This is a genomic window from Streptomyces sp. NPDC021115 (genome assembly GCF_044333065.1).
Taxonomy (GTDB): domain Bacteria; phylum Actinomycetota; class Actinomycetes; order Streptomycetales; family Streptomycetaceae; genus Streptomyces.
In genome coordinates this window covers 120,468-135,259 of record NZ_JBIRQF010000007.1, presented here as the reverse complement: position 1 = coordinate 135,259, position 14,792 = coordinate 120,468, and the positions used below count along the sequence as shown (strand labels likewise).

The window sequence follows — 14,792 nt, the reverse complement described above, 5'->3', positions numbered from 1 at the left end:
GTCCGCCCGCCTCCCAGGGAAGAAGAGACTCGATGAACGCAGGCAATCCGCCAGGACTCGACCTGACGCGGCTCCGCGCCCATCTCGACCGCGAGCGGCCGGGGCTGGTGGGCGGCGAGCTGAGTGCGGAGCTGATCGAGGGCGGGCGGTCGAACCTCACCTACGCCGTCACCGACGGCGCCGCCCGCTGGGTGGTCCGCCGCCCGCCGCTCGGGCACGTACTGGCCACCGCCCATGACATGCGGCGCGAGCACCGGGTGATCAGCGCGCTGCATCCGACCAGCGTGCCGGTGCCGGAGCCGGTGCTGATGTGCGAGGACGAGGCGGTGGTCGGGGCGCCGTTCTACGTCATGGAGTTCGTGGCGGGCACTCCGTACCGTACGGCCGAGCAGCTGGCCGCGATCGGTCCTGAGCGCACCCGGGGCGTGGTGCTGTCCCTGGTGGACACGCTCGTCGCGCTGCACTCCGTCGATCCGGACGAGGTCGGGCTCGGCGACTTCGGGCGGCCCGACGGCTTCCTGGAGCGCCAGCTGCGGCGCTGGGGCAAGCAGCTGGACGCCTCGCGCAGCCGCGACCTGCCCGGCATCGACGAGCTGCACGCCCGGCTCGCCAAGGCGCTGCCCGCCTCCCCCGCGCCCACCGTGGTGCACGGCGACTACCGCCTGGACAACGTCCTCGTGGGCGCCGACGACCGGATCAAGGCGATCCTCGACTGGGAGATGTCCACGCTCGGCGATCCGCTGACCGACCTCGGCCTGATCGTGATGTACAGCGAGCACCCCACGCTGGACGACGCGCCCATCTCCTCCACCCAGGGCGCCCCCGGCCACCCGGGGACGGACGAGCTGGTCCAGCGGTACGCCGAGGGCTCGGGCCGGGACGTCGGCGGCATCGCCTGGTACACCGCCTTCGCCTACTTCAAGCTCGCGGTGATCTTGGAGGGCATCCACTACCGCTTCACCCTCGGACAGACCCTGGGCGCGGGTTTCGACCGCATCGGCGCCATCGTCCCGGGCTTCATCCACAACGGCCTCACCACCCTCCAGGAGAGCTGAGACACCTCATGGACTTCGCATTCGACGCCCGTACCGAAGAACTCCGCGCCAAGCTGCTGGCCTTCATGGACGAGCACGTCCACCCGGCCGAGGCGGTCGTCGGCGAGCAGCGCGCCCGGCTCGACTCCCCCTGGGACACCCCGGCCGTCGTGGAGGATCTGAAGGCCGAGGCCCGCAAGCAGGGGCTGTGGAACCTGTTCCTGCCGGACTCCGAGTACGGGGCCGGGCTGACCAACCTCCAGTACGCCCCGCTCGCCGAGATCACCGGCCGCAGCCCCCAGCTCGCCCCCACCGCCCTCAACTGCGCCGCGCCGGACACCGGCAACATGGAGGTGCTGGCCCAGTTCGGCAGCGAGCAGCAGCGCAAGCAGTGGCTGGAGCCGCTGCTCGCGGGCGAGATCCGGTCCGCCTTCGCGATGACCGAGCCGGAGGTGGCCTCCTCCGACGCGACCAACATCGAGACCCGGATCGAGCGGGACGGCGACGACTACGTCATCACCGGGCGCAAGTGGTACATCTCCGGGGCGATGAACCCCGACTGCAAGATCTTCATCGTCATGGGCAAGACCGATCCGGAGGGCGCGGATGTGCGCCGCCAGCAGTCGATGCTGCTGGTGCCGCGCGATACGCCCGGGGTCGAGGTGCGGCGGGCGATGACGGTGTACGGGTACGAGGACCACTACCACGGCGGCCACGCCGAGGTCGTCTTCGACGGGGCCCGGGTCCCGGCCGCGAACCTCATCGGCGAGGAGGGCGGCGGCTTCGCCATCGCCCAGGCCCGGCTGGGCCCCGGCCGCATCCACCACTGCATGCGGCTGATCGGCATGGCCGAGCGGGGCATCGAGCTGATGTGCCGACGGGCCGTGGCCCGGCAGGCGTTCGGCAAGGCGCTCGCCCAGCAGGGGCAGGTGCACGAGTGGATCGCGGACGCGCGGGTCGCCGTCGAGCAGCTGCGGCTGCTGGTACTGAAGACGGCCTGGATGATGGACACGGTGGGCAACCGGGAGGCGCACACCGAGATCCAGGCGATCAAGATCGCGACGCCGCGGACGGTGGTGGGGATTCTCGACCAGGCGGTGCAGTTGCATGGGGCCGGTGGGGTGAGCCAGGACTTTCCGCTGGCGGAGCTCTGGGCGGCGGCGCGGACCCTGCGGCTGGCCGATGGGCCGGATGAGGTGCATCAGCGGTCGCTGGCCCGGCGGGAGTTGAAGCGGTACCTGTAGGTGGGGGCGGGCGGGGGCTTTCCCCACCCCGCCCCTTCCCGTAACCGGGGCTCCGCCCCGGACCCCGCACGCCCTCCGGGCGTGTGTCCTCAATCGCCGGACGGGCTGGAAAATCCAGCCCGTCCGGCGATTGAGGACCGGGGTCCGGGGCGGAGCCCCGGGGGGTCAGGGCCGCAGGGCGCGCAGTAGCAGGCCCGCCAGGTGGTCGGCTACCTGCTGGGGGGCCAGGGGGCCGCCGGGGCGGTACCAGGTGCCCAGGTGGTGGACGGAGCCGAAGTGGTAGTCGACCACCAGGTCCGCCGGGGTCTCGGCGCTGAACACCCCCGCCCGCTGGCCCTCCTCGACCAGCGCGCGGAACCGCTCGTGGTAGCGGCGCCGCTCGGCCCGTACCTGCTTGTACTTCTCCGGGCTCAGATGGTGCATCGACCGGAAGAAGATCGTGGTGTCGTCGAGGTTCTCGATGGTGGTCACCACGACGTCGGCCGCCGCGTCCCGCAGCCGCTGCTCCACGGGGGCGTCCGCGTCCGCGAAGGAGTCGAGCCGTTCCTGCTGGAGGCGGAGCACCCGGCCGTAGATCTCGTGGAGCAGATCGTCCTTGGAGCCGAAGTAGTGGTACAGGGCTCCCTTGGTGACGCCCGCGGCCTCCACGATCTCCTGGACGGACGTCCGGTCGAAGCCGCGTTCCGCGAAGAGGCGGGTGGCAGCGGCCAGCAGCCGCCGCGGCACCGGCTGTCCGTCGCCGTTCGTCGTTCTGGCCATGGTCGCCACCCGCTTCTCTTCCGTTCTCATCCTCGCAGTTCTCGTCGGAGGATCTTGCCACTGGTCGTCTTCGGGAGGTCGGGCAGGATGTCGACCTCCCGGGGGTACTTGTACGCGGCGAGCCGGTCCGCGCAGTACGCGGACAGCTCGTCCGGCGTGGTCTCGGCCCCGGGCCGCAGGCTCACGTACGCCTTGACCGTTTCGCCCCGGTAGGGGTGCGGCTTGCCGACGACGGCCGCCTCGCGGACGGCGGGGTGAGTGTAGAGCACGTCCTCGACCTCGCGCGGCCACACCTTGAACCCGGACGCGTTGATCATGTCCTTCTTGCGGTCGACGACGTACAGCCAGCCGTCCGCGTCCATGAAGCCGATGTCCCCGGTGCGCAGTTCGCCCCCGGGCATACCGGCCTCGGTGGCGTCGGGGCGGCGCCAGTAGCCGGGGACGACCATGGGGCCGCTCACCACGATCTCGCCGGTCTCGCCGAACGGCACGTCCTTGCCGTCGTCTCCGGCGATCCGTACGACGGTGTCGGCGCCGGGCACACCGACGGCCAGGGTGCCGGAGGCCGGATCGACGGGAGCCCGTACGCCGGGCGGGACGCTGGCGCAGGGGGCGGTGCACTCGGTGAGCCCGTAGCCGTTGTGCAGATACAGGCCGAGGGCCGACTCGAACCGCTCGACCAGCGCGGGCGGCAGCGGGGCGCCGCCGGAAGAGACGATCCGGAAGGACGAGAAGTGGTCGCGGGTCGCCTCCGGATGGGCCATCAGCGCCATGAAGGCGGTGGAGGGGCCGACGGTGTACGCGGGGCGGTGCTCGGCGAACGCGTCCAGGACGACACCGGTCTCGAAGCGGTACGCCAGCGCGAGCGTCCCGGCCCCGGCGAGGCTCGCGCCCAGCTCGCAGACCATGCCGGTGATGTGGAACAGCGGCGCCAGCGCGAAGATCGCCGAGCCCTGGGGCAGCTCGTGGAGGAGGTGCTGCCGGTCGGCGTTGTAGGAGATGTTGCCGTGGGTGTTGGTGGCGCCCTTGGGGGTGCCGCTGGTGCCGGACGTGTAGCTGATCAGCGCGATGTCGCCGGGCGCGGGCTCGGGGACGGCGGGCGGCCGGGCCCCGGCGCGGGCGGCGGCGAGGAGGTCGTCGGTGTCCCCGGGGACCGGGATGCGCTCGTCGCGCAGCACCCGCTCGTCGTCCCGGGTCTGGAAGTCGTACGCGTCGGCCGTGAGCGCGATGCGCACCGGAGTACCGGCGGCCGTCTCCCGTATGTACGCCTCCCAGCCGGTGCGGGCGCACACCAGCGCGGTGACCTCGGCGTCGGTGAGGATGTGGGCGAGTTCGGCGCCCTTGTACATGGGGTTGACGGGGACCACGGCCGCGCCCGCCTTCCACGCGCCGAGCAGCGCGATCACGAAGTGCGGGGTGTTCTGGAGCATGATCGCGAGCCGGTCGCCTGGGGCGAAGCCGCGTCCGGCGAGGTGGCCCGCGAGACCGTCCGACAGCTCGTCCAGCTCCCGGTAACTGACCCGGCCGTCGAAGTAGGCGATCGCCGGGTGGTCCGGGGCGTCGCGCACGGCCTCCCGGAAGGCGTGCAGCACGCTCGGCCGGGGGGTGATCGGCCGGCGCTGCTTCTCGGTGAGCTGAGCGAGCCACGGCTGGTCCTGGTACGACGTCATCGGGGCGGCCTCTCTTCGGTCTCTTCCAGGGTGCGCTGCACGCGGTTCATGCCCCGCAGCCACCGCTCGGTGTCGGTGGCGCGCTGGGCGTAGTACTCGGCCACCTCCGGGTGCGACAGGATCAGGAACCGATTCTCGGCGATGCCTTTCAGTACGGCGTCGGCGACGTCCTCCGGTTCGACCGCGGTGGGCACCAGCACCAGGTCCCCGGCGGTGCCACTGTCCACCAGCATCTTGGTGCGCACGCCCTGCGGGCACACGGCGTGCACCTGGATGCCGCGGTGGCGGTAGGTGGCGGAGAGCCATTCGGCGAAGCCGAGCGCCGCGTGCTTGGAGACGCTGTACGGCGCCGAGCCGACCATGGTGAGCAGCCCGGCGGCGGACACGGTCGACACGAAGCGGCCCTCGCCGCGCTCCAGCCAGTCGGGCAGCAGCGCGCGGGCGGCGCGGACATGGGCCATCACATTGACGTCCCAGGACGCGGCCCACAGTTCCTCATCTGCCTCGGGGCCACCGCCGTGGCCGACGCCCGCGTTGGCGCAGAAGATGTCGATGCCGCCGCCGAGCGCGTCCCGGGCGGCGGGCACCACCGCGGAGGCGTCGCCGGGGACGGCGGTCCCGCCGATCTCGGCGGCGACGGCCTCGGCCCCGGCGGCGTCGAGGTCGTTGACCACGACCTCGGCGCCCTCGGCGGCGAAGCGGCGGGCCAGGGCGGCGCCGATGCCGCCTCCCGCCCCGGTGACGACAACTCGCGCTCCACGCACGGTATCCACGATTGAGACGCTCCTCGGATGCGGCGCGGCCGTCGGCCCGGATCGGCCCGGCCGCACCGGCAGACTAACCAGTCGGTATGTAGAACGGAAGAGGGCGTGGAGCTGACCGGCGGATGACGTCGGACCGGCCGGACAGGCCGGCTACCGGCCGCGCGGGCCCCGGGCGCTACCGGCCGCGCGGGCCCCCGGGACGCTGGTCGCCGATGACGCGGCGCCAGCGGGCGTTCTCCCCGGCGAGGGCGTTCCACAGCACGTTGAGCGGATGGTCGCCGTCCTGCGCGGCGCGCTCCCCGGCCCGTACGAAGACCCCGACGAGCACGTCCAGCTCCGGCGCGATGTCGTCGGTCAGCTCCAGCGTGCGCAGCCCGGCGCCGGTGCGCAGTCGTCCGTCGGCCACCGCGTCGCCGATCCCCTGGGTGACGAGCACCGCGCCGCGCAGCACGCCCGAGGAGAGCAGTTCGAGGCCGTACTGCACGGTGTCGATCTCGGCGGCGATGTGCAGCTCCTGGCGGTAGCGGCCGCCGAACCAGCCGCGCAGGAAGCCGGGGATGAGGCCGTCGGCGGAAACCGCGAGCGGCACCCCGGGCAGGGCGCTCACCGCGACGGAGGGGCCCGGCAGTTCACCGGCGCCGAGGTTGGTGACCAGGGACAGTCCGCTGCGCCGCCACTCCATCACCTCGAAGCCGTCGAGATCGCCGTTCCGGCGGCCGTCGGCGAGCACGCTGCCGCAGACGAGGTCGAGTTCCTTGGAGCCGAGCCGGTCGAGCAGGTCCCTGGTGCGGACGTGCTCGACCTTCAGCTCGACGCCGCGGCTCTCGAAGTCGGCGGTGACCAGTTCCACGGCATTGAGCAGAAAGCCGAGGGTGTAGCGGGTGGAGCCGACGGCCAGTCGGCCGCCGAGCCGGTGGCGGCAGTCCCGCAACTCCTCCTGCCATCCCTCCAGCGTGCCGCGGGCGAGTTCGGCAAGGCTCTCCCCGGTGGCGGTGAACAGCACATTCCGGCTGCGGCCGCGCTTGAGGACGAGCGGTTCTCCGCACAGGTTGCCGAAGTTCCGGTTCATCGTGTCGAGCTGTTTCTGAACGCTGGACTGCTCGCGGCCCAGGAGCCGGGCGGCGCCCAGCGCCGTGCCGGTCTCATGGACCGCGAGCAGCGTGCGGAGTTGATCCATCGTGGTGTCCAGCAGCGCCGCGGGGTACTGCCACCGATCGCTTGAGGACATTCCGGTCTTCTGCTCCCCCGTACAAGAAAACGCCTCGTGACGATTCGAAGCATAGTGCAGCCTCTTCGGCGCTATTCCTGGTACGGATCTGTCAGAGATATTCCGGAATTCACGACGGATACAAATGACGGGGCTACTCGCTCAGCGGTGGCGTGCGAACTCCACCACTTGCTGGAAGGTGGGACGGTTCTGCCAGCTGATCTTGTCGTGGGTCAGTCCGCCGACCACGCGCTGGATGATGGAGTCGGCGCACCACTGGTCGCCCGCCGCGCAAGTGTCGTCGCCGGGGTAGACCTCGGTGGCGGGCTTGGCGGCGGCCGTCTTGAGGCTGGAGAGCAGGGCGTCGCGGCAGGCGCTCAGCTCGCCGCCGCCGCAGTACCGCTCGGCGAGCGGGCCCTTGACGTCCTCGCCGAGGACCGCGCGCAGGTCCTTGTCGACGTAGGACCACCAGCCGTACTGGAAGGACGATCCGGCGTGCGAACCGGTCGGCCCGTGGCCCGCCGAGGGCGATTCGTCGACGCTCAGGTTGGTGCGCAGCGCGTCGTACAGGTCGCCGCCGAGGCCGGGCTTGAACTCGGCCTCGACCAGCAGCGGCCACCACGCGTCCATGATGCGCACCGCGTCCGCGTGCCCGTAGGTGTGCGAGCCCGCGCTCGTCTCGCGGCGCTGGGAACCGGCCGCCTGCCAGGATTCGAGCCGCTGGACGGCGGTGGTGAGCGCCGGGTCGTCGATCGGCTTGCTGCGCAGCACCTTCAGCAGCTCCGGCAGCACGTCCTCGCCGCGCAGATCGGTGACGGCCGCCTCGCCCATCGCCCGGGTGAGCGCGGCGCGGGTGACGCCGCCCTTCTTGACCAGGGCGCGCACCCGGTCGTCGAGCAGATTGCCGCGGTGCACCGAGCCGTTGCCGAAGCCCGCCGCGCTGTAGTCCTTGGCGAGCTTGTTGTTCCAGCTGATGTAGTAATCCTGGTCGACGGACTGGGGGTGTTCGGCGACCGGGGTGTACGCGGCGGTGTTGTCCGCCGGGTCGAAGTCCTGCCACTCGTACGCCGGCTCGGCCTTGACCGGCAGCGACGGGTCGACGCCGTCCGCGCGCCGCATGTTGAGCCCGCTGTTGTAGTAGGCGGTCTGCCGGGAGTCGGCGTAGAACCAGTTGAAGGTGTAGTTGACGTGCTGGGCGGCGCGCTGGAACGACTTCGCGTCGGTCACGTAGCCCGGGTCGTTGAACATCTGGAAGCCGACGATCGAGTCGGCCTCATGGCGGTAGGTGGCGCGCAGCGAGGTGTAGGCGACGGGCTTGCCGCCGACCGTGGCGCGATGGGTGACGAGGCCGTACTTGGTGCGGTACACCTGCATCCGGTAGGAGCCGGCGGCGGTGGAGTCGGCGACGGTGGGCTTCCAGGCGTTGCGCCGCTCCAGCTTGTCCATGGGCAGGCAGTCGCCGTGGTAGCGGTAGTACGTCGAGTCCTTCTGCGGAGCGGAGCCGTCCGGTGAGCACAGCTCGACCGCGTAGGTGTCGGTGACGTCCTGCGCGGAGGTGGTGGCGCTCCACGCGTAGTCCTGGCCGCGCCCGAGCTGGACGTACATGCCGACGCCCGCGAAGGAGGCGCCGCGGGCGCTGATCCCGGGGCCCTGGATCTCCTGGAGCATCAGCAGCTGCGGGGCGAAGTAGCCGGTCTGCGGGCCGAAGACGGCGACCGGGTGGCCGCTCGCGGTGTACTTGCCGGAGACCACGAGCGCGTTGGACATGCCCTTCTTGCGGCTGAACAGGTCGCGGGGCAGCACCCCGTCGTCGTAGATGCCGCGCAGCTTGTCCAGCTTGGCGGGCGCCTTCACCTTGGTGCGGGCGTCGGCCTTGGCCGCGGTGGCGCTGCCCTCGCGGTCGTAGACGAGCTGTTCGGGGGTGACGGAGCCGGGGTCGGGCATCGCGGTGCCCTTGGGCGTAGCGGGCTTGTCCGCGTACGGGAAGGCGGCGTCGCGGACGGTCAGCACGGCCTCCGGGTCGTTGCGCTGCCGGAAGGACTCCCACACCTTGGTGCCCTCTTCGAGCCCGTACTTCTGCTGGGCGGCCAGCATCGACAGCGCGCCCTCCACCTCGCCGCCCCCGCCGTTGCCGAAGAGCGCGCCGACGACGGAGGCCAGGGCTATCAGGTCGGTGAGCTTGAACGGCTGGATCTCACCGGCGTTGGTGATCGCGTCGATGTGCCCGGTGAGCACGTACTCGCCGGGGAAGTTGCGGGCGTCCTTCGCCTTCTTGGCGTAGGCGTTGATCCCGTCGACATACGCCTGGGCATCGGCCAGCGCCTGCTTCCCGCGCTCGCCGCCGGTGGCCAGGATGTAGTCGATCTGCGCCTGGTAGTCGGCCTCGGCGTACGGCGCCTGGCGGAAGAAGTCCTGCTCCAGGCCCTGGTTGGCGGGCGCGCCACCGGCGAACGAGGTCAGCTCGCCGCGTCCCACGTGGCGGAACAGGTCCATCAGCCACAGCCGGTCCTGGGCGGCGGCGTATCCGGCGCCGTATTCGGTGCCCTCGCGGGTGGTGCCCTGGATGTGCGGGACGCCGGTCTTCTTGTCGCGGGTGATCGTGACGTCGTCGCGGGGCTTGGTGACCGACTCGACCTGGTCCGCGGGGACCCCGAACGAGGAGTCGTTGAAGAAGGTGTTCAGCTTGTCGTCGGTGAGCGTCGGATAGCCCTGGGCGAGGTTGGCGTACGGGCCGAGCTGGTCGGCGCTGTGCGCGGGGCGGGTGCCGAACACCCGGTTGGCGAGGATGTCGGCGAGGGTCGCGTTGCCGGTCGCGCCGGGCGGCAGGATGTCGGAACACTGCCCCCCGCAGTAGTCGGTGTCGGCCGCGGCGGCGGGCGCCGCCTGGGCCTCTTGCGGCAGCGGGGCCGCGAACGTGGCGCCGAGCGCCAATACCGCGGCCGCGGCGACCGCGACACGGGTGAGCTTGCCGGTTCTGAAACGCATATCCGCTCCTCCCGGATGCAGTTGAGGGGGAGGTTACCGGCGGTACAACAACGCCGGAAGGTGAGCGGCCGTCAACTTCCTTCTTTTGATTGCCCCTCGACTTTCTGGAAACACGATGGATCCGGATCGCGCTGCGTTACGTCCATTCGACAACGAGTCGGGTCCGCACTCGCGGAGGTGGTAAGAAGTGGCCGGTTTCAGAGCACTCGCACGAGAGGTTCGCAATCCACGCAGACACGTCACCGCCCGGCGCACCTCGCTGCGCAAATGCCTGGAGCGCTTCGCTCCGTACGGGCACCGGGCGACCTGGCACCATCTGTGCGCCAGGACCGGGATCATCCCGGAGGACCGTCAGCCTGAACCCACACGTTTGATCACGGCACTCGAAGAACTCGAGGAGGCCCGCACCCTGTGGCTCGCGTACGAGGCGGACTTCGCCGCCCGGCGCAGGCTGGAGAAACACCACGGCATCCGTCAGCCCAGCGCCGTCGACGACTGGCACCTGCACACCTGGGGCGGCTGCGACATCATGCCGTGCGAATCTCCTTCGACCCATCCCGACGGCCGCCTCGCCGACGTCCTGCGGCGGCTGATCGTGGCGATGGAGGCGGGGCCTGGATCGGCCTGCCCGGTCTGCGCCCAGGAACAGCTGGTCTGGCGGGAGGACCTGGACCGCTGTCCCGTGGCCGGACCGGTCTGCGAGGACTGCGGCATCGTGGTGCCGGTCCCGCTGCTCACCACGGAGGCCCTGGCGGCCTCCCGGCGCGCCGGACGCGCCACCACGCGGTACCTGGCGGCCTGAGGCCGCCAGGCCCGGACCGGGGGCGCGCCCGCCGACGCGTGGCGGGCGTGCCCCGAACCGCACCGCCGAACACCGGGCGCGCGCGCACGGCGCGTTGACAGGACGCAGGTCACCCGAGCATGCTGAGCAGTCGCTTAGCCGCATCGCGAGTCGCCCGGGAGGCAGCACACATGGCAGAGCCCAGGATCTTCACCTCGCCAGAGGAACTGCGCGCCGCGGTCGGCGAGGAGCTCGGTCCCACCGACTGGCTGGAGATCGACCAGAAGCGGATCGACCTGTTCGCCGACGCGACCGGCGACCACCAGTGGATCCACGTCGACGCCGAGAAGGCCGCCGCCGGCCCCTTCGGCACGACCATCGCCCACGGCTATCTGACCCTGTCCCTGCTGCCGCACTTCAGCCCGCGGCTGCTGCGCGTCGAGGGCGTGACGATGGGCGTCAACTACGGCACCAACAAGGTCCGTTTCCCCTCCCCCGTCCCGGTCGGATCCCGGCTGCGCGCCACGGGCCGCATCGCCGAGGTGGCCGAGGTGAAGGACGGCATCCAGCTGACCCTCACGGTCACCGTCGAGCGCGAGGGCGGCACCAAACCGGCCTGCGTGGCGGAATCGGTCTCCCGGTTCTACTTCTAGCCGCCGCGGTTCCGGCCGCTAGCCTTCCGCGCCGACCATGCGCAGCACCAGCCCGGCGTAGAGGTCACCGACCTCGTCGGGGGTGCTGCGCCCCCGCGCGTTGAACCAGCGGGCGACGTCGATGCACAGCGACAGCACCGCGACCGTGGTGCCGCGCACATCGGGCACGTCGAAGTCGCCCGCCGCCACCCCGTCCTCGATGATCGAGCGCACCGCGGCATCCGTGGCCCGGCGGATGGCGATGACCTCGGCGTGGTGCTCCTCCCCGAGCGCGCCCAGCTCGTACTGCACCACCCGCGCGGTCGTGTGGTGCTCGGCGTGCCACCGCACGAAGGCCCGCACCGCGGCGGCCAGCCGCTCGGCGGGCGTACCGTCCCCGTCCCGCGCCTCCTCCAGGATGTCCAGCGCGAGCCGGTGGCCGACCTTGCTGATCTGGTAGAGCAGCTCTTCCTTGGTCTTGTAGTGGATGTAGAGGGCGGCCGGACTCATCCCGGCGCGCCCGGCGATGTCCCGCGTGGTGGTGGCGTGATAACCCCGCTCGGCGAAGGCGTGCACGGCGGCGCTCACCAGCCGCCGGGCCGCGTCCGGCGTGATGTCCCCCCACACCTCGGCCCGGCCCTCGGCGTTCTTCCGCTCCACGTCCATGGCGGACACCCTACACGGAGGGTGAGCAAGCGCTTAGGACCGTCTCCGGGCGGGAGATCGGGCGGACGTTAGGATCGCTTGCATGTCGCCTTTGGTCCAGGTCAACTACCGGAAGTACGACGGCTCTCTGCACTGGAACATGCGCATGCGCAGGCTCGGTGAGGACGAGCACGGGGTCTGGCTGGGGCTGCCCGCCAACTCCGTGTCGCGCAAGGGGTACGGCCCCGAGGTCCCCATCGAGTGCCCGTATGTGACCCTCTTCCCGCGCGGGACGTGGTGGACCGCGGTGTTCAACGCCCCGCCGCGTTCGACGGAGGTGTACTGCGACATCACCACGCCGGTGGAGTGGGTCTCCCCGGACGAGGTCACCATGGTCGACCTGGATCTGGACGTGCTGCGGAAGCGGGCCGACGGGGCGACGCTGCTGGTGGACGAGGACGAGTTCGCCGAGCACCAGGTGCGGTACGGGTATCCGGCGGACGTCATCGCGCAGGCGGAGGCGGCGGGGCAGTGGCTGATGGAGGCGGTCCGGGGCGGCGCGGAACCGTTCGGGCAGGCGTACCGGCCGTGGCTGGCGATGGTGGACGGGCAGACGGCTTAAGAAGACGACGGCCCGGAAGACCACGGCTCAGAAGACGACGAGGGCCCGGCCGCCGCGGCCAGCGGTCATCGCGTCGAAGGCCGACGGGATGCCGTCCAGGCCGATCCGCTCGGTCACCATCGCCGACAGGTCGAGCCGTCCCGCGCGGATGTGTTCGGCGAGCACGGGGAGGTCGCGGGCGGGGTCGCTGTTGCCGTAGACGCAGCCGGAGAGGGTGCGGCCGAAGTAGAACAGCTCCAGCGCCGAGAAGGTGACCTGCTGGTCCTTGCCGCCGATGCCGACGACGGTCGTCCGGCCGCCGCGGCGGGTGGCGGACCAGGCGGTACGGATGGTGTCGGCGCGGCCGACGCATTCGACGGCGGCATCGGCGCCGTGGCCGCCGGTGAGGGCGCGGACGCGCTTGGCCGGGTCGCCGTCGCCGGTGTCCCCGGCGAGGACGAAGTCGGTGGCGCCCGCGGCGCGGGCCAGCTGTTCCTTCTCCGGTGACACGTCCACCGCGACGACCGTCCCGGCGTCCGCGATGCGCGCCGCCTGGAGGACGGCCAGCCCGACCCCGCCCACGCCGAAGACGGCGACGGACTCGCCGGGGCGCACCTGGGCGCTGTGGTGGACGGCGCCGTACCCGGTGAGCACGGCGCACCCCAGCAGGGCGGCCTCGACGAGCGGGACGCCGTCCGGCAGGGGGAGCACGGCGTGCGCCGGTACGACGGTCTCCTCGGCGAACGCGGCCGTGCCGAGCCCCGGGTACAGCTCGGCGCCGTCGGCGGCGAGCGTGGCGTACGGCCGGGTCGCGGCGTCCCCTGCCCTGGCGCACAGCCAGGGCTCGCCGAGCCCGCAGTAGTGACATCTCCCGCAGGACGGGGCCCAGTTGAGGACGACGGCGTCACCCGGGGCGATCCCCTTCACGCCGTCGCCGACGGCCGTCACGGTGCCCGAGCCCTCGTGGCCGAGGACGGCGGGGACGGGCTGGCGGAGCGTTCCGTTGGACAGCGACAGATCGGAGTGGCACACCCCGGCCGCGGCGAGCCGGACCCGCACCTGTCCCGGTCCGGGGTCGGGGATCTCGATGTCCTGGACGCGCAGTGGCGTACGGAGGGCGGGGAGGACGGCGGCGCGGGTCATGGGGTGGGCTCCTCGGGGTCGGTGCGGGCCGATGTTTCCTCCCCCGGCCCGCACCTCCCCGAAACCGTGCTGCGCTCCGTATCGGGGCCGCGCCGGGGGGTGCGCGCGGCGGGCAGGGACACGGCGGTGCCGGGGGCGCGCCGGAGGGGCCGTACGGCTATCGCCGCCGAGGCGAGCAGCAGCACGCCGAGCATGGCGAAGGGCGCGGCGGTGCCCGCGAGCCCGGCGAGCACTCCGGCCGAGGCGGGCGCGGCGACCTGACCGAGGCGGTTGCCGGTGAGCCGCAGCGCGAGGGCGGTGCTGCGCGCCTCGTCGGGCGCGGCCTGGACGACGGTGGTCATGGACAGCGGCTGCCCGACGCCGAGGCAGAAGCCGAGCGCGGCGAGCAGCACGCCGAGGGCCCACGCGGGCAGCGGCAGGGCGACGGCCGCGCACAGCAGCCCGGCGCCCAGGCAGCTGACGGCCATCAGCACGGTGCGGCCCATCAGCCGGATCATCGGCGTCATCACCAGGCGGCAGGCGACGGTGGCGGCGGCCCGCAGGCTCAGCAGCAGGCCGACGACGGCGGGTGAGATGGCGCGCTGTTCGCCCACGACGGGCAGATAGGCGGTGAGGACGTCGGTGGCGGAGAGCACGGCGAGGCTGATGAAGATGCCGGAGGCGACCCCGCGGGTGCGCAGGATGCGGAACACCGGTACCCGCGAGGAGGGGGCCGCGGCGCCGGGCTTCTTCACCCAGCCTCCGGCCGGGCGGTGCTCGATCCGCCACAGCGAGGTGAACGAGCAGGCCGCCACCGCGGCGGCGACGAAGAGCGCGGCGGCGCTGGTGCGGGCCAGCGCGCCGTCGTGACCGGAGACCAGCTGCCCGGCGGCGATCGGCCCGATGAGCTGGCCGAGCGAGGCGCCGACGGTGAAGTGGCCGAAGTTGCGGTCCTGGTCGGCCGGGGCGCTCTGACGGGCGACGAGTGACTGCGCACCGATGACGAATGACAGATGACCAAGTCCCATCACCCCACTCCACGCGGCCATCTCCGGCAGCGAGTCCGCCGTGCCGCTGAGCCCGCATCCGGCGGCGATGAGCACGACGCCGACCGGCAGCAGCGGGGCGCAGCGGCCGTGGTCGGTGCGCCGCCCGAGCGGTACGGCCGCGAACAGCGGCAGCAGCGCGTAGATGCCCGCGATCACACCGACCGCGCGGGCGTCGGCGCCCAGCGCGAGAGCCCGGTAGGAGACGGCCGGTCTCGCCATGTTCACCGCCCCTTGCGCGAACGCGAAGGCGATGACCAGGCGCAGCAGCCAGCCCCTACCGGGCTCCGAAGTCGTCACGG

13 protein-coding genes are annotated in these 14,792 nt (G+C 72.0%); 5 read left to right on the top strand and 8 right to left on the bottom strand.

Annotated elements, in window-relative coordinates:
• The first annotated feature begins 32 nt into the window (after positions 1-32).
• The gene (locus ACH4TL_RS22970) at positions 33-1,055 is read left to right on the top strand and encodes a phosphotransferase family protein (RefSeq protein ID WP_398317107.1); all 1,023 of its coding nucleotides are present in this window, start codon (positions 33-35) and stop codon (positions 1,053-1,055) included.
• An 8-nt stretch (positions 1,056-1,063) separates the two neighbouring features.
• The gene (locus ACH4TL_RS22965; protein ID WP_398317104.1) at positions 1,064-2,278 is read left to right on the top strand and encodes an acyl-CoA dehydrogenase family protein; all 1,215 of its coding nucleotides are present in this window, start codon (positions 1,064-1,066) and stop codon (positions 2,276-2,278) included.
• 165 nt (positions 2,279-2,443) lie between these two features.
• Here ACH4TL_RS22965 and ACH4TL_RS22960 read toward each other — a convergent pair whose 3' ends face one another.
• The 5 genes from ACH4TL_RS22960 to ACH4TL_RS22940 all read right to left on the bottom strand — a co-directional run bounded on the left by ACH4TL_RS22960 (position 2,444) and on the right by ACH4TL_RS22940 (position 9,663).
• The gene (locus tag ACH4TL_RS22960) at positions 2,444-3,046 is read right to left on the bottom strand and encodes a TetR/AcrR family transcriptional regulator (RefSeq protein WP_398317741.1); all 603 of its coding nucleotides are present in this window, start codon (positions 3,044-3,046) and stop codon (positions 2,444-2,446) included.
• A 17-nt stretch (positions 3,047-3,063) separates the two neighbouring features.
• Complete coding sequence (locus ACH4TL_RS22955) at positions 3,064-4,707, bottom strand: class I adenylate-forming enzyme family protein (RefSeq protein ID WP_398317101.1); 1,644 nt, start codon at positions 4,705-4,707, stop codon at positions 3,064-3,066.
• Complete coding sequence (locus ACH4TL_RS22950) at positions 4,704-5,480, bottom strand: SDR family oxidoreductase (protein ID WP_398317098.1); 777 nt, start codon at positions 5,478-5,480, stop codon at positions 4,704-4,706. The genes ACH4TL_RS22955 and ACH4TL_RS22950 overlap by 4 nt, the downstream gene beginning before the upstream one ends.
• A 166-nt stretch (positions 5,481-5,646) precedes the next feature.
• Positions 5,647-6,699: a LysR family transcriptional regulator gene (locus ACH4TL_RS22945; RefSeq protein ID WP_398317095.1), complete on the bottom strand. Its 1,053-nt coding sequence runs from the start codon at positions 6,697-6,699 to the stop codon at positions 5,647-5,649.
• Positions 6,700-6,840: 141 nt separating this feature from the next.
• Positions 6,841-9,663 (bottom strand): penicillin acylase family protein, encoded by a 2,823-nt coding sequence (locus ACH4TL_RS22940; protein ID WP_398317092.1) that lies wholly within the window; start codon positions 9,661-9,663, stop codon positions 6,841-6,843.
• 187 nt (positions 9,664-9,850) lie between these two features.
• On the opposite strand from ACH4TL_RS22940, the gene ACH4TL_RS22935 reads away from it, so the two are divergent.
• Together ACH4TL_RS22935 and ACH4TL_RS22930 are read left to right on the top strand one after the other, a co-directional pair.
• On the top strand, positions 9,851-10,465 hold the full coding sequence (locus tag ACH4TL_RS22935) for a hypothetical protein (protein WP_398317089.1): 615 nt from the start codon (positions 9,851-9,853) through the stop codon (positions 10,463-10,465).
• Positions 10,466-10,635: 170 nt separating this feature from the next.
• Positions 10,636-11,097 (top strand): MaoC family dehydratase, encoded by a 462-nt coding sequence (locus ACH4TL_RS22930; RefSeq protein ID WP_398317086.1) that lies wholly within the window; start codon positions 10,636-10,638, stop codon positions 11,095-11,097.
• Between the two features lie 18 nt (positions 11,098-11,115).
• On the opposite strand, the gene ACH4TL_RS22925 is transcribed toward ACH4TL_RS22930, so the two are convergent.
• Positions 11,116-11,742: a TetR/AcrR family transcriptional regulator gene (locus ACH4TL_RS22925; RefSeq protein ID WP_398317083.1), complete on the bottom strand. Its 627-nt coding sequence runs from the start codon at positions 11,740-11,742 to the stop codon at positions 11,116-11,118.
• Positions 11,743-11,824: 82 nt separating this feature from the next.
• On the opposite strand from ACH4TL_RS22925, the gene ACH4TL_RS22920 reads away from it, so the two are divergent.
• Complete coding sequence (locus ACH4TL_RS22920; RefSeq protein WP_398317080.1) at positions 11,825-12,343, top strand: DUF402 domain-containing protein; 519 nt, start codon at positions 11,825-11,827, stop codon at positions 12,341-12,343.
• 27 nt (positions 12,344-12,370) lie between these two features.
• Here the strand turns inward: ACH4TL_RS22920 and ACH4TL_RS22915 are convergent, their stop codons facing one another.
• Together ACH4TL_RS22915 and ACH4TL_RS22910 are read right to left on the bottom strand one after the other, a co-directional pair.
• Positions 12,371-13,465 (bottom strand): Zn-dependent alcohol dehydrogenase, encoded by a 1,095-nt coding sequence (locus ACH4TL_RS22915; RefSeq protein WP_398317077.1) that lies wholly within the window; start codon positions 13,463-13,465, stop codon positions 12,371-12,373.
• Positions 13,462-14,790 carry an MFS transporter gene (locus ACH4TL_RS22910; protein WP_398317074.1) on the bottom strand — a complete coding sequence of 443 codons (1,329 nt, stop codon included), beginning with the start codon at positions 14,788-14,790 and terminating at the stop codon, positions 13,462-13,464. Before ACH4TL_RS22910 ends, ACH4TL_RS22915 begins: the two co-directional genes overlap by 4 nt.
• Between the last annotated feature and the right edge of the window lie 2 nt (positions 14,791-14,792).